The organism is Pseudomonas sp. SST3 (assembly GCF_003325755.1).
In genome coordinates this window covers 19,042-43,760 of the sequence record NZ_QORI02000030.1, presented here as the reverse complement: position 1 = coordinate 43,760, position 24,719 = coordinate 19,042, and the positions used below count along the sequence as shown (strand labels likewise).

19 protein-coding genes and 2 pseudogenes are annotated in these 24,719 nt (G+C 56.0%); 4 read left to right on the top strand and 17 right to left on the bottom strand.

All coding sequences use genetic code 11. The annotated features are described in order from the left end of the window. From DQ405_RS21045 to xylA, 5 genes and pseudogenes are all read right to left on the bottom strand, one after another. On the bottom strand, nt 1-578 hold a 578-nt coding region (locus DQ405_RS21045), incomplete at its 3' end, for a DUF4158 domain-containing protein (protein WP_168425983.1). Nucleotides 579-714: 136 nt separating this feature from the next. After that, nucleotides 715-900 (bottom strand): annotated as a pseudogene (locus DQ405_RS21040) (sugar ABC transporter permease); the annotation flags it as partial. Next, entirely contained in the window at nt 901-2,457 is a 1,557-nt protein-coding gene (xylG, locus tag DQ405_RS21035; protein ID WP_168425982.1) for a D-xylose ABC transporter ATP-binding protein, read from the bottom strand. 105 nt (nt 2,458-2,562) lie between these two features. Continuing rightward, complete coding sequence (gene xylF / locus DQ405_RS21030; protein WP_168425981.1) at nt 2,563-3,564, bottom strand: D-xylose ABC transporter substrate-binding protein; 1,002 nt, start codon at nt 3,562-3,564, stop codon at nt 2,563-2,565. A gap of 134 nt (nt 3,565-3,698) precedes the next feature. Then, nucleotides 3,699-5,015, bottom strand: coding sequence for a xylose isomerase (gene xylA / locus DQ405_RS21025; protein WP_168425980.1), 1,317 nt, complete (start codon nt 5,013-5,015; stop codon nt 3,699-3,701). Nucleotides 5,016-5,158: 143 nt separating this feature from the next. Between xylA and DQ405_RS21020 the strand changes: the two genes are divergently transcribed. Further along, on the top strand, nt 5,159-6,346 hold the full coding sequence (locus DQ405_RS21020) for a XylR family transcriptional regulator (protein ID WP_168425979.1): 1,188 nt from the start codon (nt 5,159-5,161) through the stop codon (nt 6,344-6,346). 343 nt (nt 6,347-6,689) lie between these two features. Beyond that, nucleotides 6,690-7,418 carry a hypothetical protein gene (locus tag DQ405_RS21015; RefSeq protein WP_168425978.1) on the top strand — a complete coding sequence of 243 codons (729 nt, stop codon included), beginning with the start codon at nt 6,690-6,692 and terminating at the stop codon, nt 7,416-7,418. Nucleotides 7,419-7,431: 13 nt separating this feature from the next. Here the strand turns inward: DQ405_RS21015 and DQ405_RS21010 are convergent, their stop codons facing one another. The 11 genes and pseudogenes from DQ405_RS21010 to ligD form a co-directional block, all read right to left on the bottom strand. Then, the gene (locus DQ405_RS21010) at nt 7,432-8,793 is read right to left on the bottom strand and encodes a glycosyltransferase WbuB (protein WP_168425977.1); all 1,362 of its coding nucleotides are present in this window, start codon (nt 8,791-8,793) and stop codon (nt 7,432-7,434) included. Nucleotides 8,794-9,228: 435 nt separating this feature from the next. Continuing rightward, complete coding sequence (locus DQ405_RS21005) at nt 9,229-10,512, bottom strand: glycosyltransferase (protein WP_168425976.1); 1,284 nt, start codon at nt 10,510-10,512, stop codon at nt 9,229-9,231. 29 nt (nt 10,513-10,541) lie between these two features. Further along, nucleotides 10,542-11,810 (bottom strand): hypothetical protein, encoded by a 1,269-nt coding sequence (locus DQ405_RS21000; RefSeq protein WP_168425975.1) that lies wholly within the window; start codon nt 11,808-11,810, stop codon nt 10,542-10,544. A 28-nt stretch (nt 11,811-11,838) separates the two neighbouring features. Continuing rightward, nucleotides 11,839-13,068 (bottom strand): glycosyltransferase family 4 protein, encoded by a 1,230-nt coding sequence (locus DQ405_RS20995; protein WP_168425974.1) that lies wholly within the window; start codon nt 13,066-13,068, stop codon nt 11,839-11,841. Nucleotides 13,069-13,081: 13 nt separating this feature from the next. After that, nucleotides 13,082-14,020 (bottom strand): glycosyltransferase family 2 protein, encoded by a 939-nt coding sequence (locus DQ405_RS20990; protein ID WP_168425973.1) that lies wholly within the window; start codon nt 14,018-14,020, stop codon nt 13,082-13,084. Beyond that, a complete protein-coding gene (locus DQ405_RS28330; protein ID WP_168425972.1) occupies nt 14,020-15,378 on the bottom strand; it encodes an oligosaccharide flippase family protein in 1,359 nt (452 codons plus the stop codon). Before DQ405_RS28330 ends, DQ405_RS20990 begins: the two co-directional genes overlap by 1 nt. Nucleotides 15,379-15,442: 64 nt before the next feature. Beyond that, nucleotides 15,443-17,665, bottom strand: a complete 2,223-nt coding sequence (locus DQ405_RS20980; RefSeq protein WP_168425971.1) for a GumC family protein — start codon at nt 17,663-17,665, stop codon at nt 15,443-15,445. A 46-nt stretch (nt 17,666-17,711) separates the two neighbouring features. Further along, the gene (locus DQ405_RS20975) at nt 17,712-18,209 is read right to left on the bottom strand and encodes a polysaccharide biosynthesis/export family protein (protein WP_446730904.1); all 498 of its coding nucleotides are present in this window, start codon (nt 18,207-18,209) and stop codon (nt 17,712-17,714) included. 236 nt (nt 18,210-18,445) lie between these two features. Then, nucleotides 18,446-18,964 carry a transcription termination/antitermination NusG family protein gene (locus DQ405_RS20970; RefSeq protein ID WP_168425969.1) on the bottom strand — a complete coding sequence of 173 codons (519 nt, stop codon included), beginning with the start codon at nt 18,962-18,964 and terminating at the stop codon, nt 18,446-18,448. 475 nt (nt 18,965-19,439) lie between these two features. Then, nucleotides 19,440-19,707 (bottom strand): annotated as a pseudogene (locus DQ405_RS27580) (OprD family outer membrane porin); the annotation flags it as partial. A 26-nt stretch (nt 19,708-19,733) separates the two neighbouring features. After that, nucleotides 19,734-22,289 carry a DNA ligase D gene (ligD, locus tag DQ405_RS20965; RefSeq protein WP_168425968.1) on the bottom strand — a complete coding sequence of 852 codons (2,556 nt, stop codon included), beginning with the start codon at nt 22,287-22,289 and terminating at the stop codon, nt 19,734-19,736. Between the two features lie 266 nt (nt 22,290-22,555). Between ligD and DQ405_RS20960 the strand changes: the two genes are divergently transcribed. Beyond that, complete coding sequence (locus DQ405_RS20960; protein ID WP_168425967.1) at nt 22,556-22,837, top strand: DUF1652 domain-containing protein; 282 nt, start codon at nt 22,556-22,558, stop codon at nt 22,835-22,837. A gap of 37 nt (nt 22,838-22,874) precedes the next feature. On the opposite strand, the gene DQ405_RS20955 is transcribed toward DQ405_RS20960, so the two are convergent. Further along, complete coding sequence (locus DQ405_RS20955) at nt 22,875-23,405, bottom strand: ferritin-like domain-containing protein (protein ID WP_168425966.1); 531 nt, start codon at nt 23,403-23,405, stop codon at nt 22,875-22,877. A 184-nt stretch (nt 23,406-23,589) separates the two neighbouring features. Here DQ405_RS20955 and DQ405_RS20950 point away from each other — a divergent pair, with 184 nt between their 5' ends. Continuing rightward, nucleotides 23,590-24,702 carry a mechanosensitive ion channel family protein gene (locus DQ405_RS20950; protein WP_168425985.1) on the top strand — a complete coding sequence of 371 codons (1,113 nt, stop codon included), beginning with the start codon at nt 23,590-23,592 and terminating at the stop codon, nt 24,700-24,702. Nucleotides 24,703-24,719 lie beyond the last annotated feature (17 nt).

The following is a 24,719-nucleotide window of genomic DNA, read 5'->3' as shown; positions in this document are numbered from 1 at the left end:
TCGAGCAGATCCTTTAACTTGTGGATCACCTCGACTGGCGTTCTGGTTACTACGAGGTTGAATATTGCCTCTTGGGATTCGGCATGAATTCGCTCAGCGAGATCATTCAGGGTCGAGTACGCAGGGAGCTCATAATCCTGGCTGATCAGCTCTTCGATTACGGAGTTGATGATGTCGGCGCGTTGGTCAAGCACAAACGACATTGCTTTGGCATGCCGCTCGGCGAGCTCCATGGCATCAGAGCCGTAGAATGCCGTCACACCGAGGCGAGCTCGGATCGCGTTCATGTGGCGATATTGTTGGAACCACTTGTATTCCGCGAGTTTCACCTTGCTACGCTGACCCAACTCTCCGCGAATGAAGTCCACCAGTTGAATAGGTACGTCGGTGATATCAGGAAAATATCGGAGCACCTGAAAGGTTTTTAGGAGAACGGCGAGATTGAGGTGAAAGGGGGCCTTGGACTTGCTTCGTACCCACTTAATCTCATCATCTGAGAACGAAAAATCACGCTGCAGCTCAGCTTTTGAATACGCCTTTGGCAGAGTGGGATACGCCGTACGCTCTAATGAAGCCATAGGAACTCCTTTTCTGAGGAGTCAGAAAAGATAGTCCACGATCAGAGGCTGTGCGGTCGACTTGGTAAATTCTCTTGGCATCAACACGTTACGTGCGAAGTGAGTGAATTTTCCTTATATCTCGGCATGACCCCCTAATCACCAGCACCATGCCGCAGGCGAGAATTCCGGTGATCGACATCTGCCGCAGCAGGTTGGAGAGGTTGCGCGGGGTCAGAAACCCGCCCTCGGTTTGCCAACCGAAGAACAACCAGATAACGGTTACCGCGATCACCAGCGCGAGCATCTTGTAGCGGGTGAAGAATTGTTTGACGTTATTCATCTACGCCGACTTCCGGTCAGTGTTGTGATAGCCAGCGGGTTGGCTGAGCGCGGCGGCGAGCACCTGTTCCTGGGTGAGTTCGTGATTAACGAAGTCACCGCGCAACTGACCTTCGCCGATCACCAGGACACGATCGGAAACGCCGAGCACTTCGGCCAGCTCCGAGGACACCATGATGATCGACACACCTTCGGCCGCCAGCGCGCCCATCAGCTTGTAGATCTCGTACTTGGCGCCAACGTCGACCCCGCGGGTGGGTTCGTCGAGAATCAGCACGCGGGGCCGGGTCAGAAGCATCTTGGCCAACACGGCCTTTTGCTGATTGCCGCCGGAGAGGCTGGTGATCGGCAGAAATGGGCTCGCGGTCTTGAGGTGCATGCGCGCGATTTCCTTGTCGATGCTGCTCAGTTCGGCTTCGGCATCAATGCGGGTCATCCTCGCGTAGTTTTTCAGCACCGCCAGGGTGATGTTCTGGCCGACGCTCAGGTCCGGGACGATGCCTTGGCGCTTGCGGTCTTCGGGAACCATGCACAGCCCGGCGCGGATGGACTTGAGTGGCGTGCGGGTGTCGATAGGCTTGCCCTCTAGCAGGACTTCCGCTTCGTACCGGCCCGGATAGGAGCCGAAAAGCGCCGACACCAGCTCCGTGCGGCCGGCACCGACCAGCCCGGCGATGCCGAGGATTTCCCCGCGCTTGAGAACGAAGGAAATGTCATCGACCCGTTTGCGCTTGGGGTTGTCGACGTCATAGCAGGTGACGTGGCGCGCCTCGAAGATCACCTCGCCGATGTCGTGGGGATCGGTGGGGTAGAGGTTGCTCATCTCCCGTCCCACCATCTGGGCGATGATTTTCGGAATATCCATGTCCGCCATGGCGGTCGTTGCGATGTGTTGGCCGTCGCGGATCACCGAAATGGTGTCGCACACGGCCGCCACTTCGTCGAGTTTGTGGGAGATATAGACGCAGGCTACGCCCTTGGCCTTGAGGTCGCGGATGATGTCCAGCAACACCTCGATTTCCGAGCGGGTGAGGGCGGATGAAGGCTCGTCGAGGATCAGCAGCCGCGCTTGCTTGTTCAATGCCTTGGCGATTTCCACCAGCTGCTGGTAGCCACCGCCGTACTGCGACACCGGCAGCGAGACGTTCATGTCTGGCACCTTGAGTTCACGCATCAGGGCTTCGGCGCGGTGGATCATCGCCGGATAGTTCATGCGCCCGCCGGGCAGGGTCAGCTCGTGGCCCATGAAGATGTTTTCGACCACCGACAGGTCCGGAACCAGCGTCAGCTCCTGATGGATGATGACGATTCCGGCCGCTTCGGTTTCGTTGATTGATTTCGCCCGGAGCGGCTGACCGTCCCAGCGAATTTCACCGTCCCAGGTGCCGTAGGGATAGACGCCCGAGAGCACTTTCATCAGCGTGGACTTGCCGGCGCCATTCTCACCGCACAGGCCGACGCATTCGCCAGGCTTGATCTTGATATCGATGCCGTTAAGGGCTTTGACACCGTTGAAGGCTTTGACGATGCCGTCCATTTGCAGCAGGTAATCGGTCACGGGAGGTACTCACAGATAAGCAACGGGCGGGGAGCGGCAGGAGGGCACCTGCCAATCCACGTGGGTCGCGGTCGGGTCGTCAGTCGAGTCTGCTCAGCTCGACGATCATTGCCCGGCGATCTGTGCCTTGGTGTAGAAGCCGTCCTTTTCCAGCAGATCGATGTTGTCGCGCGTCAACAGAGTAGGGGTGAGCAGGATGGTGTCGACTTGCTTGGCGCCGTTGTCGAGCTGGGAGCTGTAAGCAGGCTTCTCGTTGCGTGCCAGCTGCACCGAGAGCTTGGCGGCTTCCGAGGCGATCAGTTTCAGCGGCTTGTAGACGGTCATGGTCTGGGTGCCTCCGATTACCCGCTTGACCGCCGCCAGGTCGGCATCCTGGCCGGAAATTGGCACCTTGCCGGCCAGCTTCTGCGCCGCCAGCGCCTGGATAGCGCCCCCTGCCGTGGCGTCATTGGAGGCGACGATGCCATCGATCTTGTTGTCGTTTCGGGTAAGGGCGTTTTCAACGATGCTGAGCGCTTCGGTCGGGCTCCATTCCTTGACCCACTGTTGCCCGACGATCTTGACGTCGCCCTTGTCGATCGCCGGCTGCAAGACCTTCATCTGTCCTTCACGCAGCACTTTGGCGTTGTTGTCCGTGGGGGCGCCACCGAGGAGGAAGTAGTTGCCCTTGGGTGCCGCCTGCAGCACGCCCTGGGCCTGCAGTTCACCGACCTTTTCGTTGTCGAATGAGATGTACGCGTCTATATCGGCGTTCAGAATCAGCCGGTCGTAGGAGACCACCTTGATCCCGGCTCGTTTGGCTTCGGCTACGGCGTTGGTCAGCACGGTTGCGTTGAACGGCACGATGACGACCACATCGACACCGCGAGAGATGAGGTTTTCGATCTGCGAGATCTGCTTCTGCTCATTGGCGTCGGCCGACTGAACGTAGACTTTGGCGCCCATTTCCTCGGCTGCCGCGACGAAGTAGTCACGGTCCCGAGCCCAGCGCTCCAGGCGCAGGTCATCGATGGAAAAGCCGATTTTCGGGTTGGCGGGATCGGCCAACAGAGGGAGCGAGAAGAGGGCGAGGGCCCCGGCGAGGAGCATGCGCGTTACTGTTTTCATGGTGGTGCGTCCTTTTATTGTTGTTGGAGACACTGCCTGACGATTGGGGTGCTATAGAACAGTAGAAAGTCGAACGGCGCCGCGAGTAACGAATTGTCGCGAGAATGTAACCGCGTGACGCCGACCGGGTGCTGTCAGGGGTAGATGAACTGGTTGACCACGTTTTCGAGCATCTCCTGACGACCGCTTACTGCCTGCGGATTCAGTTCGTTGGCGAAAGCATGTTCGGCCAACGATTCGAGGCTGAACTCGCCCGCCAGCACTGCCTGTCCAAACGGCTGCTGCCAGCCGGCGTAGCGTTGATCCTTTAGCTGCTGGAGTCGGTCGTTCTGCACCATGGCTGCCGCGCGCTCCAGGGACAGGGCGAGGACATCCATCGCGGCGACGTGACCATAGAACAGATCGACCTCGTCGAGGCTCTGCCGACGCACCTTGGCGTCGAAGTTGAACCCGCCATTCTGGAAGCCACCGGCTTTGAGAATTTCATAGATGGCCAGGGTCATTCCTTCGACGCTGTTGGGAAACTGATCGGTATCCCAGCCGTTCTGTGGATCACCGCGGTTGGCGTCGATGCTCCCGAAAATCCCCAACGAAACTGCCGTTGCGATTTCGTGATGGAAGCTATGGCCCGCGAGGGTCGCGTGGTTGGCCTCGATGTTGACCTTGATTTCGTTTTCCAGGCCGAACTGATGCAAGAAGCCGAATACGGTGGCGCTGTCGTAGTCGTACTGATGCTTGGTTGGCTCCTGGGGCTTGGGCTCGATCAGCAGGTCGCCCTTGAAACCGATCTTGTGCTTGTGCTCGACCGCCATGCGCATGAACCGGCCCAGTTGCTCGCGTTCGCGTTTCAAGTCGGTGTTGAGCAGGGTTTCGTAGCCTTCACGGCCGCCCCACAACACGTAGTTCGATCCGTTGAGGCGTTGAGTGGCGTTCATGGCGCTAAACACCTGAGCGGCGGTGCAGGCGAACACTTCCGGATCAGGATTGCTGGCGGCGCCGGCGGCAAAGCGTGGGTTGCTGAAGCAATTGGCGGTACCCCACAACAACTTGATTCCGCTTTCTTCCTGATGGCGTTCCAGATGGTCGATCATCTGCGCGAAGTGGTTGCGGTACTCCTTGAGCGAGTTGCCTTCCGGGGCAACATCCGTGTCGTGGAAGCAGTAGTAGTCGATTCCGAGTTTGGAGAAGAACTCGAATGCAGCCTCCGCCTTACCCATCGCCATTTCCATCGGATCTGCAAGCTGCTGCCACGGACGCTTGAACGTACCAGCTCCGAACACATCGGAGCCTGGCCAGACGAAGCTGTGCCAATAACAGACCGCCATGCGCAGATGCTCACGCATGGGTTTGCCGAGGATGAGCTTGTCGGCATCGTAGTAGCGGAAAGCTAGGGGCGAATCGCTGGCGGTGCCTTGATAGCGAATCTTTTCGACATCGGGGAAGTAGGGCACTTGCAATGTCCTTTTGTTCTTGGCGGTGTCCCGATACTAGCAACGGCCCTATGGGTAATTAGTACGAAAGTCACCAACCCAGGGTTCGATTTTGACCTAGCCTTTACTACCGCTTAGGGACTGAACGGCTCAGGACAAGAACAATGAAAACCGTACCGCTCGTTCACCGTATTGCTCTGCTGTTCAACGGCAGCAAGATCTACGACCGCGGCATCATCAGCGGCATCGGTAACTACTTGAGCAGCACTCGAGCATCCTGGGATCTGTTTCTCGAGGAGGATTTCCACTGTCGGCTGAAAGGGATCGAGCGCTGGCAGGGGGACGGGATCATCGCCGACTTCGATGATCCGATGATTGGCGAGGCGGTGTCCGACATCAAGGTGCCCGTTGTGGCGGTAGGCGGTTCCTATCAGGACGAGCGCGCTTATCCGACGGGTATTCCGTACGTCGCCACCGATAACAAAGCGTTGATAACGCTGGCATACGAGCACCTGATCGAGGCCGGGCTGAGGCGTTTTGCCTGCTTCAGCCTGCCTGAAGCACAGGCCAATCGTTGGGCGCAGGAACGAGAAAAGGTGTTTTGCCAATTGATGAAACGCGATGGCTTGCATGCCGAGGTCTATCGCGGAATGGGTACCAGCGCGCCGCTTTGGGACAGCGCCGTCGAACAGCAGATCGCCTGGCTGCAAAGCCTGCCCAAACCCATTGGCATCATCGCCGTGACGGATGCTCGCGCCCGGCAGTTGCTGCAAGCCTGCCTGACCGCCGGGATCACAGTGCCGGAGCAAGTGGCGTTGATCGGTATCGACAACGACCCGCTGACACGCAGCCTGACCCGGGTGCCTTTGAGCTCGGTCGTTCAGGGCACCGAAACCATGGGCCGGACCGCTGCGCATCTGCTCCATCAAATGCTGCACGGTGTGCCGTCGGCCAGCACGCACATACTGATACCGCCTGATGCGGTCAACGTACAGCTATCGAGCCTGCATCAGCCATTGGGTAACCCGTACGTCATGCGGGCGCTGTTGTTTATCCGCCAATACGCTTGCCAGGGCATCAAGACAGCGCAGGTGGCGGCCTATGTGGGCGTGTCGCGTTCATCGTTGGAGTCGCATTTTCGCAAAGCCCGAGGATGCAGCGTGCATGACGAAATTCTGCGTTTCAAACTGGAGGCTGCTACGAGCAGGCTGGAAAACACCGATTCGACGATGGTGGATATTGCTCAACACTGTGGCTTCAAATCTGCGCAGTACCTGCATGCCGTGTTTCGGCGCGAGTTCGGATGTACGCCGCGCGAATACCAGCAAGCCGCCAACGTAGCGATGCAGTGATCCAGATGCGTGGATACGTCTCGCTTACCGCCGGAAAATCGAAAGGTGCCAAGCGGGAACCAGGGTAAAGCGCGTATGAGCATAGAATTCATATTGTCTATTTAACATAATATGCATTATGCGAACTGATAGACCTGGAGCTCGCCAGCTCTCTTGGTCGCAAGCGCTGTAAAAAGCAGTAACTCGGCTCAGTCTCGGCTCGGATTGCCGCACGGCTGACACCCAGCCGAAGCTGAACATTCTGCATGTCGCCGGGCAAATCGCCTGCTATCGTTTCGTCGCCCGTTTGTTTTCTAGTAATCCGCTTAACCAACGCCATCCTGATGCGTGGAGCCGCCAGCCAATGCCAACCTTTATGGAAGTTGATGCGGATACAGTGTCGCGTCTAGCAAATGACTTGAACCAAGTCGGCATTGCGCTCATCGAGAACTATCTTTGTCACGAGCAACTTCGGATGGCCCGCAGCGATATAGAAAAAGAAGCCCACCTTCGAGAAAAAAGAAGCTTCGCCATTAGAGGTGCTCCTGATATTCCCGGAACACTGTTTGAGCGGCTAGCGGGCTCGGGCGAGTTTCAACGGCTATTGCTGAGCGTATATAGCCTCGGAACGGGACGTGTGCCGTCGCCTTCAGAGAAAATTCATACGGTCGTACGTTGTTTACAAGGACGAGACAGCGCCGGCGAATCGAATAGATTCCACTATGACGCAACCACCTTGACGATACTGTTACCGGTCTTCATACCAGAGCACAGCACTGAGAGCGGACGCTTTGTGCTGCTTCCGAATATTCGCGAGCTGCGTTGTAGCGCATTACTGAATTTGCTCGAAAAAGCTGTGATCCAAAACCGTATCAGTCAATGGTTAGTTACGCGGGCGATCGCGTTCGGCTTGCTACGTCCGATAAAAGTCGCACTTGTACCGGGAAACCTTTACTTTTTCTGGGGCTACCGCAGCCTGCATGCGAACGAGCCATGTAATTCCCAGGCCCTGCGGTCTACCGTCCTGTTCCATTTTGACAACCCGCATCGATGCAGCAATATCGCGCGGTGGCTAATGCCCAAAGGACGTTAACTATGGATGTGGCCTATCCATCCAGAGGAAGAATACGGGTTGTTGAAGCCGTTCTTGTAGGAAGCAAGGTGTCAGTCCGTGAGCCAATTATGGCTTCAGCTGGTCTGGCCTTTACTCCGAACAACGCGTCCTCATTCGATGCAACCTGATCGCTGGTGGGCTGCAGGGTATTGCCAGCCACAAAACGCGCAAGGATCCGGTCCTTATCCAGAAACTCCTCTGCGTATGCCATCGCGACCCGGTTAGGCGCCGCCATTCTAATACACCTTTCAATTCCTTCTATAAGTGCCAGCGGGCGTTCCGGCTCGACAAGCGCAGCTATTCCAGGATGTTCGTTACACAACATGCCGAGGCTTGTGGTAGGGTCTGCTGTGATGACGGCGTTGCCGCCGACGGCAAGAATATTGGTTAGTTTGGATGGCAATACGGAGTCGGCGGCGCCACGACGTTGTATCACCAAGTGACAATCAGCCGATGCCAATAGCACCGGTAAGTCTTCATATGATTGCAATGGCGCAAATACAACATTTTGCAGCCCTTTGCGCCTTACACTATCCACCAACCTGCTCTTCCCTGCCCCCTCACCTATGATGATGAATACGAGATCATCACGTGCGGCCAGTAATTGCGCCGCCTCTATAACCGATTCCAAACCCTGTTTTTCGCCAATATTGCCCGAATACATCAAAACCTTTTTGTCGGGATTGATGCCCAGTCTCAGCAACAATGCGGCCGATCTCGATACACCCTGGAATCGCCCAATTTCAGACCAGTTCGGAAATAGACTAAGACGCTGATCTTCCACCCCTTTGCTCCGAGCGCGTTCTACCATACCGCCCGATATGGTGGAGATCTCATCAAAAGCTCTTAGCGTCCAGGCCTCTGCCTTGTAAGCGAAACCCATAGCGCGCTTGCGAGTGCAGATTCCCAGGCCGAACATAGCGTCAACTTCGAAATCCTGGATATGCAATACAGAGGTCGCGCGGGTTATCTTCGCATACAGTATTGTCTGCGCAGCGCAAAACATGGTTGGTACTATGAGTATGATCTTATCGGGGCGCCAACCAATGTTAGTGAAGAGTGCAAATGTGGAAAAAAACGAAAAGCTAGCCAAGTGTAGAAGCCTCTTAACGGTGGTTAACTTGGCAGGCACATAGAGTGGGCAGCGTATCACCATAACTCCGTCTTCGCTGGTCTTGGCATAACGCCAGTTCGCGTGGCCGGGGAAAACTTTCCAATCTGGATAATACGGGTGCGCAGTCACCACTCGCACTTCATGTCCGTGCTTGGCCAGCCATGTAGCCATTTCCCCGCTGTACTTTCCGATCCCGGTCAGTTCAGGACTGTAATTTATGCCATAAACAAGATATTTCATTTGCCCCTCCGATAACGCATCCGCACATTGCGGGTTATTGAAATAGGTCTGAATTGCAAACATCAAAATCGAGTACAGCAAGTAAAAAACAGCGGGCGTGATACCTCCTTCCTGGCGATTGCCTGGTGCGTGGATGAACTTTGGTTGCGGCTAGAAGGCAAATAACAGCCAAACGTACCCCTGCACTTGAACTTTTCAGTTAGCGCATATCCGTTGTGTTATTTGTGGCTGGGTAAATCAGGTTAACGCATCAGCGTCAACTTTAAAAAAACGATGGGTTTGCGGAGACCGTAGCCGTTTCTTTGCCCACCCAAACGGCAGGAATAGTTACCCCGTCGCGCACTGGAGTGCACGGTCAGTTATTTATAAGAATTTGGAAAACAGGCCGCAGGGCCTTACAACGAACGCCGATAAACCGTCACGATGCCGCCAGGTTTATTTGATAGCTCGCTTTAGCGGTATATCCAGTTGTACATCTATCGGAGCTGGAATGGGGGCCGTCTGCGACACACAGCTTTTATAAAGAGCCAGATAATCCAAGGCGACCCGTTCATTGGCAAATTGACTTACCGCTTTTGATCGAGCCTGGTTTCGCAACTGATCGCTATGTTCGGCATCCAGTACCCACGTAATCCCTTCAGCCAGACTGGATGCACTGAAGGGCCTAGCTAGATACCCATTACGCTTGTGGTCGACAATATCGATCAGGCCGGTTGCGCTAAACGCAACGACCGGGGTCCCGCATGCCATGGCCTCGGTTGCGGTCTGCCCAAATGCCTCTTGCAGGGATGGGACGACCATGACATCGGCTGCGCTATAGACATCGCGTAACTGCTCGTCGCAGGAAACATGCCCAAAGTAGTGGGCCTTGTAATGGGTTTCCAGAGAGTGCTGAGAGCTTGAACCGCCAAAAATAGCCAGTTCGATGTTCGAATGGCCTTGCTGGTTTAACAGGCGCAGCGCTGCTATCAACTGTCGAAAACCCTTGCGATCGTCACCGATTGCAGCGACTGCGCCAAATGCGATGAGACGGGTATCAAGCGATATGCCAAGTCGTGCTCTGGCAAGCAATCTATCCTCGGGACGAAATACATCTACATCGATAGGGTTCGGAAGTTGCTTAATGGCCAGCCCCCGCATCGCGAAGGATTTCGCGGCACTGTCGACCATCCATCTACTAAGCCCGACGATCGTCAGGTTTTCCGAAAGCGCATAGGCTGACGCTTTTTGCTCAGCCCCCAGGGCGCTCAGATCAGCTGGGTTGTCGGATTTAAGCATGGGACAACGGCCACACCCTGAGAGAAACCCGTTGCAACCTGCATCGTAATGGCAGCCTCCGGTGAAACCCCACATATCATGCAACGTCCAGACGATGGGTTTATGGATGTGTTTGAGATCATCCACGGATAACCCTCCCCCGTTGATCCAATGGAGGTGGACCAGGTCGGCATCCGACTCATTGATTAGTCTGATCAGTCTGTTATTGGGCAACGCACCCGACGAGAACATGCTTCTCTTTCGCGCGACGACCAAAGCAGGCACCCGGTCATAGGCGACACGAGCCAAGTAATTTAGGCGCTGCCAGGTGTTCATCTGCTTGGGGTAGATGCTTTTATATTCTACGTCAACGCCCGCTCCGGCCAATGCTTCAGCCAGCCTGGACGCGGCACGGGCCGCACCTCCTTTCGAACGATATGAGCTGACAAGCAATACTTTCACGTTCTCTCCTTGTTGGTTTGCACGCGGCGTCAACATAACAAGCGGTTCTGCGTCGCTGTCAGTCGTGCCTCATTTGCTATACCGCAAAAATAGCCAAGCAACATGCTTGAAAATAGAAATGACGATGCCGGTGCTGAGAAAATGAAGAGCAGTACTACGAACAGATTCGCGAGCAATTCAATAGTGCCGTTATCGGAAGGTGGCTTTTTGAAGAGAACAAAGGATCGTTTTGCGCAGGTGAAAAAAATAAAAGCAAAACACAGCGCACCCAGCAATCCAAACCGTGCGAGCAAGGCGTAACTCAGAAAATGAATGTTATGCGTGTATTGCTCGCCCAGCAGTTGGCTGTTGGTTACGGACGAATCGATACTTTGGCTCATGTCCAGTGTATAACCGGCGCCTAGCCCGAACATAAGCGAAACCGGCAACATAGTATTTTTTTTCAGATCTTGGCTAACGACCTGTCCTTCGTAGAATCTTTGCTGCAGCGCAACCGGCATATCGCGGTCGCCATCTGACAATAACGAAAGTGTTTCATTGATACGCCGTTCAAAGCTGCTTCCTTCCAATGTTCCTAGGCTGTTCAGCACGATGACGAGGACACCTAAGAAAATAGCCACGATGCTAAGTACCTTCAATTTTTTCAGAAGCGCAGAGCTGACGAAAAAGATCGCCAACCCCCCCACGACGGCCAGCACCAGCGCTCTGTTAATGCCTGCTATCTGGGGAACCACAGCAAGCAACAAGACCAAGGAATGGAAGTGTTTTTTATACGCCATGGAAATTATCAGTACGCATCCCCAAAGAACTAGCAGTTCCGGCGGTGTCCCGACCTGTAGGCCGAACAGCCAGCAAAACGAAGTAATGCACACCAGCGCCAACACGACACGGAGCATGATGCGGTAGGAAAATGCGAATGTTCCGATCCGGTAACACCAAGCGCCAAGCAGGAACGTCAAGAAGAACATCAGCAAATACACAACATCGGTAGCCAGATAGAAGTGGCTGTTCTGCCTGATCAATCCCAGCACCAGGTAAACCAACCCCAATAATTGAAGAGCCAGAACCGCTCTCCAGAGGTTCCCAACCGCCAGTCTTGGCCTCATGCGCGTCTGAAGCAGAAACGTCCCAACGAACACAATGGCCGCACCGACCACGGCCAGCCGCACGTATGGCATGGCTCTGAACCCGACGATGTCCAGCGCATGGGTGAGGATCGCTGATGCGATGATCGCGCTCGCCAGGCAGAAAGCCGGGAATACAATGACGTTACGGGGCCTGAGATTAGTCGACAGCATCCGGACTCCTCGCGGGTGAAGCTTGACGTTATTCGACAGTAGAGACCGGAGCGCCCATCGGCTGGTCAGGTTCGATGTTGGCTATGGGATGTAGAGAGAGGTCTGGTTCATTCGCATCCGACATCAGAAAATCAACCAGTGCTTGAGCGACCCTGCCGGTTTCGAAATGAGTGGTGAACCGGGTTCGGGCACGGATACCGGCTTGTCGTAAGGTCTCAGGCTCAAGCATCCAGTCCTGAATGATCCGGGCTGCCTTGCTTGCGTTATCCAGCGGAATGAAGCGCCCTTCAACGCTATCGCTGAACACCTCAACCATGCCGCCTACGCGGCTCGCGAACACCGGAAGCCCTTGTGCCATCGCTTCGATCAATACGATGCCGAAGCTTTCCATGTGCGAAACGTGCAGGCAGGCGCGGTGATTGGCCATCAAGCAAGTCACGTTATTCACGTGCCCCGTGAACAACACATCCTCTTCGACGCCCAGGCTCTTCGCGGCTCTCAACAGCGCTGGCTGATCCGGACCACCGCCGACGAGCGTCAATCGCAGCGGATGGCCGGATTGTCGTGCCGCCGCGACTATCTCAAGGGCATAGTGCTGGTTCTTTCTTCGCTCCAGCGTTCCGACGCAGATCAGATCACCGCTCACGGCCTGCCGGGTTTCCGGCCGTCGGGGAGCAGAGATGAAATTAGGGATGACCTTACCGTTCACGGCGGCAGCCCGAGGAATCCGCTCATGGATGTTTCGCTGCATGAAGGCCGACACGAAAACCAGCCGATCGACGCGCGGAATCGTCTGGGCTTCGTATCTCCGGATTCTTTTGAATAGCCAGCCATCTTTCGCTATCACGCCCTTCCCTGCCCACTCGTCCGCCTCCGATATATTGAAGTGGGCAATCATGACGACTCGCTGCGTCGGTGATACCCGGGCAGCAAGCGCGGCTTGGGCGGACATGGGGCACTGCGTATAGACGACGCAGGCGCGTCCGTGAGAGAGGATGGTCTTCAGATTCAAAAACAGGGCTAGCTGATGCCAGTAGCGGTACCACCACAAGCTGAGGCTCCCGCTCAAAGGTGCGATAACACGGCGTAGCGCGAATACCGGGTAAATCAGCCATCTGTTTCGATCATAGGGCGTCACCAGTTCCGGCGATTCACGACCGCTGTTTTCAAGCCAGCCTATGAAGGTCCGGTAATGCGTGTGCACGCCGGTCTCACCTGTTCTTCGCAGGACCGTCGCGATGATAATCGGAATGGACATCGCTGTTTTCCGTCTAAAAGTTGGTGATCTTTCGGTAGCTCTTTACGGTGAAAGCACGGGCCATTGCCAGTATTTGCATCACCAGACTTGCCGGTAATGTCAGGGGCCGGCTGGTTAGAGCTACTGCCGGCAGATACTTCAGTCGCTCCCATAGCGAAGCATCACGAAGCGCCCGCACCAGCGTGTCGTGTACAAAGGCCGTAGAAAGCTTGTCATTGTTTTTTAGCACCACCCGGAGGTGGTTCATTGCGAAGCCACGCATATGTCTTGGTGCGCTGATGTAGCTGTACAGAAAGTATTTGCTCGCCGGAATATTGAGAACGTTACTCATGCGCCCACCGTTTACCGATGAATCGATGATCGCACCATGATTTTCATCGAAGCCTAAGGACTCACCATTCCTGGCAGCGCGAAGCCCAAATCCCCAGTCCTGGTGCTTGGCCTGTAGAGGATCAAATGTGGTGCCCTTGTAACTGGATCGGCAGATGCTAATGGTCGAGCTTCTGACATCCCCACCCAGGCAAAATAGGTAATCGTACATATCGCCCTGAAATCGGGGGAGCCTGACTTCAAAGGTCCGGTAGGCGTTTCTTGCTAGATAGCGCCCGAACATGATGCCGCAGTGATAGTGCTGGTGAAGGAGCAGCCGCCGTTTTATATGCTCCGGTGCAAATACATCATCACTGTCGAGCAGAAATATGAAGTCACCCCCGGCTGCAGAGATGCCCAGATTTCTCGACTCCGCAGCATTACCCCTTGCAGTCTTCTCAATGATCTTCAAACAGGGCGTTTCCGCCGTTACTGCACGAAGGGCGGGGAAATCAGGCGAAAGATCATCCACCAGAATGATTTCATAGCTAAGATCCCCGACCGCCTGCAATACGGATCTCACCGCGTTCATGATGAAGGCCGAACTGTTATAGGTCGGTATGACTATTGAAATCTCCGGCATCAGACGTCTCCTGACTCGATTGGTCGAATACACGCCGATCTTCCCCGTTGTGAGGATCCGGACCTATTCACCCTCTCCCTCATCAGGTCTCGCACCACCCGGCTGATGCCTGGCAGCCCCAAGGTGACGATCGACCAGCTTTGCATCCTTAGGCATTCGAAGGTCCTCACGCTCAATGCATTGCCGATCCAGGACGCGAATACCTGACTGATCAACGTTGCGGTCGCCGCGCCCCACAAACCGAAACGCGGGATAAGCACCAGATTCAAACCGATGTTGAGCATCAGCCCAAGCGCCAGCCGTATCGGGCGCAAATGACCAAGGCTCACTGCGACCAGATAGTTGGTACAGGCGAAGCCGACGACGGAGAACACCGCAGCAAGCATCGACACACCCAATATATCGAGCGCCGGGATGTACTCGGGCCCGAACAGGAACGGGATAGCCATCTGAGCCGCTATCCATACGGCAGCCGCGGCGACTACCGATGAAAACATGACGATATCGAAATAGGTCCTGGCATTGTCCGCGTCTGGTTTGCTACAGACGAACGGAAAGAAAGCGGTTGCGATCAACATGGGCACGACCGCGTAAGCTTCAACAACACGAATAGCGACGCTGTAAATCCCCGCCTGATCTATGCCGATAAGTGAAGCAATCATCAGCTGATCAACTCGGGTGTAGACGACGATCATCAGCGAACAAAGCAGCATCGGCAGCGCTGGCCGCCATAATTCGCCCAGCAAGGAAACTTTGAATGCTGAAAGCCTTACCCGCACCGGCTCGATTGTCTGATATACGGTGTAGAGCGCGAGATTTATCGCGATATCAAAGGCAGCACTGAGGGAAAACAGAATCAGCCCGGACTCGTTCCACAGCAATATTATTTTGATGAAAGAAGAGACACACAAACTGGAAAGACCAATGAATGCGATATGGGATGATCTGGATTTGGCCTGATATAACGCTTGATAGCTGTTGAAATTATAGAAAAGCACCGCCCCGATCGTTATCGCATAGGCGAGTTTGTGCTCGGTCGGTAGCGAGGTTGCGTGGTATAGCCAGATGAAACAGGGAACGACAATCAATATGCTCGCTGCAAATCTGCAGACGACTGCCGTACTCAGCAATTCGATGTCAGAGTAATTTTCTTGCGCGAACTCCTTGATGAGGATCTGATCCAGCCCTAGATTACCCACAGCCCAGATGATAGCCGCAACGCTTAGCCCCAGACTGAGTACGCCGAAGTCCTCCGGACCTAGCTGGTTCGCTACCAACCCTATCAGAACGAACGCCACAGCCAGCTTGGTTATCTTTTCCAACAGCAACCAAGCAGAGTTCTGAATATATCGCTTCACAGGCCTATTCCATTGGTTATTCGAGGGCTTTTCCCTGATATAGGAAACCTATAACAACAGCTGCCTAGTTAGCCGCAGTTCCCCCGTACTGGTTGTAGTCGTAATAACTGCTATACCGATAGCCCTGCCTTTCGGCTTTGCGAATATCAACCTGATTGAGTATTACCCAGTCCACTGCCGTGGCGTTTTGCTCCAACTGGGCGACGCCCCGCTCAACTTCGATAATGGGTGTGACTTCGCTGCGCACGACGAATACCAGAGTGTCTGCTTGTGCCGCTAGCAGCATCACATCGCTGACCCCCTGAGTCGGCGGGGAATCCACGACAATACGGTCGTAACGAGTCTTCAACTCTTCGATCATTAACGTGAATTGGCTCGAAGCAAGCAGACTTAGCGGGTCGCGGACTGCTGTACCGGCACCTACCATGTCTACCCCGTTGATGGTTGTAATGCAGCTTTCAAGGCTGGCACGGTCTTCAACGATGTCCGTTACACCCAACCTGTCTTCTAGTAGAGAAAAGTTCTTTGCCAGCGTCGGTTTGCGCAGATCCGCATCAATCAGCAGCACCTTACCCATGTTGGCGAGCGCGTGAGCAAGATTGGCCGAGAGCACACTCTTTCCCTCGCCGGGGAGCGCCGATGTCACCACAATGACTTGTCGGTGATGATCGGTATTCGCCATTTCTAGCCTGGTCCTGATGGTCCGGATAGTCTCGGTAAACAGGCGGTCCGTATCCTCTGAATACATATGGGCCAGCTGCTCTCTCTGCGCCTTGGGTACAAGGGGCACGATGCCCAGCACCGGGATGTTCAGCTTCTTTTCGATTGCTTCGGTCGTACCGAAGGTGTCATTCAGTACATCCTTGACCACTCCCGTTCCGGCACCGACGAACAGCGCCATCAGGGCGACCACGGCAACGATCAGAGGTTTGTTTGGCTTGACTGGCTGCTCAGGCACCATCGCACGGTCGACCATCTCGACATTGACGTTGTTCTGGTCAGCGGTTGCAACAGTCTCCTTCAAGCGGACCAGAAAGGTATCGTAGAGGGCCCGGTTGGCCTCCACTTCGAGGGCAAGCTCTCTGACCCTGAATTCCTTGCTAGACAGTTCTTGAATCTGGTGCTTGTTCGAGTCGAACTGCGCTTGCTGGGATTGCTCATTGGCCATCGTCAGTTGGTAGTTGCGTTCGATGCCGGCAACCACCTGGTCGACCTGGGTCCTCAGGCTAGCCGTGGCCGCATCAAGTTCGGCTTTCGCCGCGATCAGTTCAGGGTGACCGGGACCGTAGCGCTGCGCGACTTCATCTACCCGTGCGGCGGCTTGCGCCTTTGTCGCCTTGAACTGCTGGATAACCGGGTCCGATAACACCGCCGGTACGCTGGCCAGCCCGTCCAGCCCGGAAGTCTTCATCAGCTCCACCTGACGATATTGGCTCTCTGCTTCAGCCCGCTGTCGTCGCGCGTTGATAAGCCTGTCGCTGGTCAACGTAAGCTCCGTGGCCGTGATGGTCGCGATGCCCTGCAAGTCCACCAGCCCCTCCGACTCGCGATAGGCCTGGAGACGGTTCTCGGATTCCTGCAATTTTCTTCGCAGCTCATCGAGGCGGTGATCCATCCAGACAGTCGCTGTCGCGGACGTCGCTACACTCGCCTCGAACTTGCCAGCGATGTATCCATCGACCAGCGCATTGGCGGCCAACATCGCTGCATATGGATCAGCCAAAAGCACCTCAACCGCCACGACCTGACTCTTGCCTCGAGGGTTCACGGTGATCGCTGCCATCAATTTCTCAGTGGCCTTATCGAACCGCTTTTGCCCTTGCCCATCAGGTTTCGCAGGTCCTTGCACCGAGTTGAAGAGCTGGCTGAATCGATGCGCCAACGTACTCAGCAGCTCCGAAGTCGGCTGCTGCGCCTCCGCGAACTCAGGATGATTGACCAGTTCAAGCTGGCGAACCACGCGTTCAGCCAGCACACGGGACTTGAGAAGTTCGATTTCGGTCTGCAGATAATCGCTATTGAGTGCTTCGTTCGAATCGGCCTGTTCGATGGCGAGCAGCTTCGCGACGTCGCTCTGAACCAACAGCGTTGCGCCAGCACGGTATAGCGGTGTCATCCACACAGTAGCGAGTACGGCGAGCAGCGATGCGACAAGCATAAAAGCCAGAATCGGCCACTTGCGTAACCAGACGCTTAACCAGAGCTTGCGCAGGTTGAGCTCCGCCTCCACAGGTTCCTGTGTCAGCGCGGTCAGATGATGCTCGATGGATGGAGGTTTGCTGGTCATATCAGGCTCGTTGGGTAAGGAAGCTCACCATTCGGCGACCACTGCACTAGAAGAAACCTTCTTCGATGGTCACCGTATCGCCCGGTAGTACCGGAGTATCCATCGACGCTTCGACCGGTACCTGGCTGGGATCCAGATCACGGATGATGGTGATCCGCTTTGCCGATGCCCGCTCCGTCAGGCCGCCGGCAAGGGCAGCCGCGCGTCGGAGGGTCAAGCCGGGCTGATAGGGATAGCCGCCCGGCAGTTTCACCTCCCCGATGATGTAAAAATCGCGGTATTCCAAAACATTTACCGAAACGCGCGGACTGACCAGGTACTTCCCCTTGAGTGCCGTCAGCAATAGATTTTCTATTTGAGCTACGGTCTTACCCTTCGCCTTGACCTCGCCAATGAACGGGTACGAAAACGACCCCGCATCGGTCAAACGAAGCTCTTCGAAGGATAAATCGGGTTCGCCAAGCACTTTGATGCTGATGACGTCTCCAGCGGACATTCTGTACTGAGAGATTTCATCAGCGGAAGGCGCAGTTATACCGGCCATCGATAAATAAGCGAGTAGACCGAACGCTATGCGGAGCGACATCGCTGTTCTCCTCCTTCATATGTATACATTCCACCGAACAACACTCGAATTTTCCCTTGCTGTTACGCGCTGAATTAAATTTCAGCCACGCTCCCGCCCTGAACGTTCGTTCCAGAAAGCGCATTGTTCCAAGTCATAGTAAACAGCCAGTTAATGCGAAATTACTACGGCCAGACTACTACAGCAAAAAGAAATTAATATGAAAAAGGAACGGGTTCAATCGTTGTGCTTGAAACGATCAGGCGACACTCCTGATTGAGCAGTTTTAATAACAATACCGCGCGCTCCGATCCGTTCGCTGTTAAAAAAATCGCATCAATACCCGCATTCGGTCCAATCCTCACCTGAACCTTCTCACCGGGCGCGAGCGGCCTATACCCCTTGCAACGGTTCTTGATCTGTTCAATGAGTTCATTCCCTATCGGATAGGGTTTGTTATTGAACCCAACGATCCGAAGCACACCACGAGTACAGCGTAGGCTATGCCAGTTGGAGTCAGGAGAGAGGCGAACAAACAAGTAGCCAGGGAATAGAGCCCGTTCCGGCTTGTCCGCTAAATAAATTCCAGCACTCGATGTTTTTCCGGCGCGAATGGTCGGGAGATAACAAACGTATCCCTGCTCGGTCAGGTTTTCCAACGCCCGAAACTCTTGCCTGGATTTGCAATGAACTAAAAACCAGGCACTACCAAGCAATTGTGGATTCTTCGACATAACCAACATCCACGGTTTGATAAGCATCTGATTCTAATGCGCCATCAGTTTGGCGCTTTTAGCACTCGTCATCGTTTGCCTTGGATATAACTATGCAAGCTTTTTAATACGGTGCAAGCCCCGAAATAAATAACCGGGAACAGCCTGAAGCAGTGGGGCGATTAGATCGTGGATTGTTTCGGCGATTTTTTACAACGTAGGATATTCAGATTAATCACGCTGGCGGTCTCGCGCATCCACCCGTTCCACCTGGCTAACAGCCCGAGCCGCACCAGTAACCTTATGTAAAACGTGGCTATTTACGATGGATCGATGTCTAGCGTTGGAGTTGGCGGGTCGCCCCGATCTGGGACAAGAGCAAAAAAGTGGTACGTGACAATTAGTTCTTTTCAAGGTTCCAAGAGAAAAAGGATTAGCTCCATTTTGTAACAACTTAACGGCGTGAAGTGACGAACGGCCGGATCAAAAGGAAGCGATTGTTCGCGTGGCCTTCCTGGGCCACGTGTCTGACGTCCAGGTCGCGTTCCCAATGCGTGGCGTGCTCGCCCCGCCGGCCTGTAGCCTGGGCTATTCGGATCGACCTTGGTGAGGTCCAATTCGCCCCGCGAATACGCCACCGAGGTGCTCAGGCCCGGCAGGCCCAGCTCGGCGAAGTTATATCCGTAGTGCAGTTTTTAGGGTTTCTCGTTCGGGCCGTTGAAGTCCGAGTATTGCTGGGCGTTGTCCAAGTAGATGCTGTCGCCGCTCTACCAGTACGTAAACTGACCGATCATTTCATGCCCAGCCGCTCACGCATGTCCGCCGTGATCGTCTGCCCCGTCTCGTCGATACCGGCCCAGGGGGCGTAATCACCCTGCTCCTCCAGGCGCGGGATGAGATTGCGGATGGTCCAGAGATTCGCCCCCTTGAGATCACTGAGCTCATCCCGATGAATCGGCACCGACACGCCAAGCCCTTCGCGTGCCCGCACTGAGTAAGCCGCAACGGTGCTGGCTCCCTGGCTGTTACGCAGATAGTCGATGAATATCCGTCCAACGCGGTTCTTAGGGCCGCTTACTGCCGAGAAATGCTGCGGCAGAAGCTTCGCCATGTATTGCGCAATGGCCTGACTGAACGCCTTCACCTCGTGCCAGCTGTGGATTGGCTCCAGCGGCACCAGAATATGCAGTCCTTTGCCGCCGCTGGTCTTGAGGAACGACTGCAGACCGATCTCATCCAGCAGGGTCTGGGTCAGCTGGGTCGCCTCGATCATGCGTTTCCACGGCAGCGCTGGATCGGGGTCGAGGTCCAGCACAAAGCGGTCTGGATGATCGAGCACCGGCGCCACCGCATTCCAGGTGTGTAACTCGATGGTGCCCATCTGGGCTGCGCTGACCAGCGCTTCCGCCGTGTCGATGGTCATCAGCGCGGCATGCTTCGGAAACAATGCAGTGTCCAGCTGAGTAATGTGCGGGATGCTCAGCTTCTCGGTGTGTTTCTGGAAGAACAGCTCGCCATCGATGCCTTCCGGGGCGCGCACCAGCGCCAGTGGCCGGTGACGCAGGTGCGGTAAGGCCCAAGGCGCCACTTCGGCGTAGAAACGGGCCAGCTCCATCTTCGTGGCTCCGATGGATTTGTCGATGATGCGCTCCGGATTGGAGATCTTGATCTTGCCACCGAGACTGTTCGCTGCGCTGGCCGTGGGCCTGCCTGTCGAAGCCTTGGCCGCTTTGCCGGGGCGCTCGTGGGTAATCGCTTGGGCGGGCTTGTCGGAACGCAGCCCATGAAACACGGAATGACGGATCACGCCCTGTCGGGTCATTTCAGCGAAGGCGACTTCGCACATCAGTTCCGGCTTGAGCCAATGCGCCCCTCGTACATCCGCAGCGGGTGGTGCCTTAGCCAGCGGGCTCTTGTCGACTTCCAGCGATTTGAGCTTGGTATGCAGGCTTTTCAGCGTCGCCTGGTTGAAGCCGGTGCCAACCTTGCCGGCGTAATGCAGTTCACCCTTATCGTTGTGCAAGCCCAGCAGCAGGGCGCCAAAACCGGTGCGCGCGCCCTTGGGATCTGTGAAACCAACAATGATGAACTCCTGGCGGTTCTTGCACTTGATCTTCACCCAGCTATTGCTGCGTTTGGAGACATAGGTGCTGCCTGCGCGCTTACCAATCAATCCCTCAAGCTTCATCTGGCAGGCGCTTTCCAGAATACTTTCCGGGTGCTCTGTAAAATCGGCGGAAAAGCGCAAGAGCTCGTTGTCGTTGGTCTCCAGTAACTGGCCCAGAGCAGCGCGGCGTTCTTCCAGCGGGACTTGCCGCAAATCCAGGCCGTTCAGATACGGCAGATCGAACAGGTAATAGACGATGGTGCCACTGCGCCCGATTTCAAAGGCGTTCTGCAGCGCTTGAAAGTCGGGGGTGCCCTCTTCGTTCGGCACCACCACCTCGCCATCGAGCCAGGCGGACTCCAGCCCGAGCGCGGCCAGTGCTTCGGCTTGCTGCGGCATCTTTGCCGTCCAGTCATGGCCGTTGCGGGTAAATAGCTGCACCTTGCCTGAATCGATTCTCGCCATGATCCGGTAGCCGTCGAACTTGACCTCGTAACGCCAATCCCCGTCGGGCACCGACTCGACCAGGGTTGCTAGCTGCGGTTTGAGGCTCTCCGGCAGCGGAGCGGGCTTGGCCCCGGAAAGTGTCGCCGACGCCTCTTTCTTGCGGCTGCGGGCCGCGGGCGTCTTGACCGGCTTGGCATCGACTTCAAGCTTTGCCTTGCCGCGCTTGCGGGGTATCAGCGTGCGATCGCTGAGCACGCTGTCCGGTTGTTCCGTGACGATGTCGTACTCCCGCTCGGGCCGCGCGGCTTCGTCGTTGGACTTGATCAGAAACCATTGCTCCTTGCCGCCCTCCATGCGAGTGCGCACCAGATTCCACGTGCCGCTTAGCTTTTCGCCTTCCAGCGCGAACTTGAGTTTGCCCTTGCGATAACCCTCCTGCGGATCGCCCTGCGGAATCCAGATGCCGCGATCCCAGACGATCACATCACCCGCGCCGTAATGGCCTGCCGGAATGGTGCCTTCGAAGGTCGCGTACTCCAGCGGATGGTCTTCGACGTGCACGGCGAGCCGGCGCGACTTGGGATCGAGCGACGGTCCCTTGGGCACCGCCCAGCTCTTCAGCGTACCGTCGAGTTCGAGGCGGAAGTCGTAGTGCAACCTTGTGGCATCGTGCTTCTGGATGCAGTACTGCAACACTTGCCGGTCCCCGCGCTTGCGGGCCACCTTCGCCTCACCACCGGGCTCGGGAGTCGCGGCGAAATCACGTTTTCGGTTGTATTCGTCAAGGGCCATGGCGAAGGCTCCGTATGGCGCGAGCGGCTCGAACGAGCCGGAAAGCCCCGTGGGCTGGCCAATATCGCGCTGCCGGCGCCCCGAAACCCTAAGGCAGGTATCACGCCAGGGCTCACGAGGCAGGCGGCGTTCTGCCGAGCGGTGGCAAAACGGTATTTACAACGAGGCAGGTCCTGCTAGCGTTGAACGATGCCGTGCGTATAAAGCTGCGGCACCTGGCTGCGAGACGCCTCGCTGAATCCGGACACACGATGGGAGGAAGGATCATGGCTTCACGGCTACCTCTGCTGACGATAGAGAACATCCTCCGCAACTACCTTCATCCGTTCCGCTGCGATTGTCATGCCCAGGAAGACAGCCGCGTCACTGTCCGACTTTACGAAGAACATCTGGACGGTGAAGAATTGACCGTGTTCGGCATCACCGATGATCAGTGCCGCGATGCAGCCAACCTGGTACGGCTCGCCCAGGAGCTGCGTTTCGAGCTATACGCGACTCGTGGCGGCCTGATGAACAACTCGCTTCCGGCAAAAGTGGCCGAACGGTAACTCAGCATTCGCTCCGCCCGGCCATCACCTGGCTTGCTCAGCGCTTGGCCTCGGTATTCGGCGCTTGCGCACGGGTCAGATAGGCTTGAGTCAATTCCGCGAGGTGGCTGCGCATCCAGTCGGCCATGGCGACCTCTTCCGCCAGAATGCGGGTGCAGACCTCTTCGGTCTGAGTATCACCGACGGCCTTGGCGGCGGCGATGAGGATTTCATAGGAGGCGATCTCCAGGTTCTCGAAGACGTAGCCCATCTGCGCGCCTTTGACTATTTCGTCATTGACCATCATTCCGCCCATGGCCTGTCCCATCGCCATCATCTTGCCACCCAGATCCTTGAAGCCTGAATAGGACTTGTCGTACCGCTGCAGGCAGGTTTCGATCAACTTCGCCTGGTTCTGGGTTTCGGTGATGTGCTGTTCGATACGCGCCTTTAGCTCCGGATAGTGCTCGATGCGGCTGGCCTGCTTGTTGAGCATGGACTCGGCCTGCGCTTCCATTGCATGAGCATCACGCAACCATTCGATCAAGCGTTCGACACGGACATCATTACCGGTTTGTGCACTTTGCATTTCGTCTCTCCCGTCATTTGGATAGCGCTCAGATTTACACCTCTTGTCAATGTGAAACGGACTGCAGCGGGGAGTTCCGCGCATCCGACTGATAGCACCTCGGGCGTGAACTTGCGAAGCCTCGACCAGTCATTTGCTGCAGTCATCAAGGCGGAGCTGGCATATCGAAACCTTCGGATTTCTCCTGCAATGGGAGCGTTACATAACCGAGCCCGCATTACGCACATTGCTGGCTGCAGCCTTCGTGGTGGTGCTGTTGAGCGTGTTCAGCCGGGTGCTGACGGCAGTGATGCTACGGCTGGGCCGGGGCTTTCTTCTCACCAAGGCCGTCTCCGAGCAGCTGGAAAAACCCATCCGGCTATTGCTGCCGCTGCTTGGCTTGCAAGCCGTGCTAGCGGCGGCCAGCGATGAGCTTGCACTGATTGGGACGGCACGACGCGTCACCACCCTTTTGATCATCGGCTGCTTCACCTGGCTGGCGTTGCGCCTGTTGCGCGGGGTCGAACATGCGGTACGGCTGAAGAACCCTGTCGATATCATCGACAACCTGCGGGCCCGACAGATCCAGACCCAATCGCGGGTACTGCTGCGTACGCTGGGCTTCTTCGTTCTGGTGATCGGCGTTGCCGGCATGCTGATGACCTTCCCGGCGGCCCGCCAGTTCGGTGCCAGCCTGCTCGCCTCGGCGGGACTCGCCGGCCTGGCCGTCGGTTTCGCGGCTCGCCCCGTGCTCGCCAACCTGATCGCCGGCATACAGATTGCGATCACTCAACCTATCCGGCTGGATGATGTGGTGATCGTCGAAAACGAATGGGGCCGTATCGAGGAAATCACCGGTACCTACGTCATCGTGCGCATCTGGGATGACCGCCGCTTGGTGGTGCCGTTGCAGTACTTCATTGAAAAACCCTTCCAGAACTGGACGCGGCGCAACTCCAGCATCATCGGTTCGGTGTTCTTCTGGGTCGATTACTCGTTACCGCTGGAGCCGTTGCGCGAAGAGCTACGCAGGCTTTGCCACGACGTGCCGGAGCTATGGGACGGTCGGGTCATCGTCCTGCAGGTGACGGAAACCAGCGAAAAATCCATCCAGCTGCGGGTCCTCGTCAGCTCCCCCGATTCATCGCGTAATTGGGACCTGCGCTGCCATGTGCGCGAAAAGCTTATCGGGTTCATCCAACGGCAATACCCTCAATGCCTGCCACAGCTGCGTGCGGACCTGAACGTTGGCCAGAAGCCAAGCATCGACAAATCCGTGCCGGACCATGTGGAGCCAGAGCGCCAGCCGCCGGTCTGATCGTACCGGCGAGGCAA

Excerpts from the sequence above, each read along its gene's own strand:
- xylF (WP_168425981.1), bottom strand. The coding sequence starts at position 3,564 with ATGAAAACAGTAACGCGCATGCTCCTCGCCGGGGCCCTCGCCCTCTTC.
- DQ405_RS21020 (WP_168425979.1), top strand. The coding sequence starts at position 5,159 with ATGAAAACCGTACCGCTCGTTCACCGTATTGCTCTGCTGTTCAACGGC.
- DQ405_RS21015 (WP_168425978.1), top strand. The coding sequence starts at position 6,690 with ATGCCAACCTTTATGGAAGTTGATGCGGATACAGTGTCGCGTCTAGCA.
- DQ405_RS21010 (WP_168425977.1), bottom strand. The coding sequence starts at position 8,793 with ATGAAATATCTTGTTTATGGCATAAATTACAGTCCTGAACTGACCGGG.
- DQ405_RS21000 (WP_168425975.1), bottom strand. The coding sequence starts at position 11,810 with ATGCTGTCGACTAATCTCAGGCCCCGTAACGTCATTGTATTCCCGGCT.
- DQ405_RS20995 (WP_168425974.1), bottom strand. The coding sequence starts at position 13,068 with ATGTCCATTCCGATTATCATCGCGACGGTCCTGCGAAGAACAGGTGAG.
- DQ405_RS20990 (WP_168425973.1), bottom strand. The coding sequence starts at position 14,020 with ATGCCGGAGATTTCAATAGTCATACCGACCTATAACAGTTCGGCCTTC.
- DQ405_RS20980 (WP_168425971.1), bottom strand. The coding sequence starts at position 17,665 with ATGACCAGCAAACCTCCATCCATCGAGCATCATCTGACCGCGCTGACA.
- DQ405_RS20975 (WP_446730904.1), bottom strand. The coding sequence starts at position 18,209 with ATGGCCGGTATAACTGCGCCTTCCGCTGATGAAATCTCTCAGTACAGA.
- DQ405_RS20970 (WP_168425969.1), bottom strand. The coding sequence starts at position 18,964 with ATGTCGAAGAATCCACAATTGCTTGGTAGTGCCTGGTTTTTAGTTCAT.
- ligD (WP_168425968.1), bottom strand. The coding sequence starts at position 22,289 with ATGGCCCTTGACGAATACAACCGAAAACGTGATTTCGCCGCGACTCCC.
- DQ405_RS20960 (WP_168425967.1), top strand. The coding sequence starts at position 22,556 with ATGGCTTCACGGCTACCTCTGCTGACGATAGAGAACATCCTCCGCAAC.
- DQ405_RS20955 (WP_168425966.1), bottom strand. The coding sequence starts at position 23,405 with ATGCAAAGTGCACAAACCGGTAATGATGTCCGTGTCGAACGCTTGATC.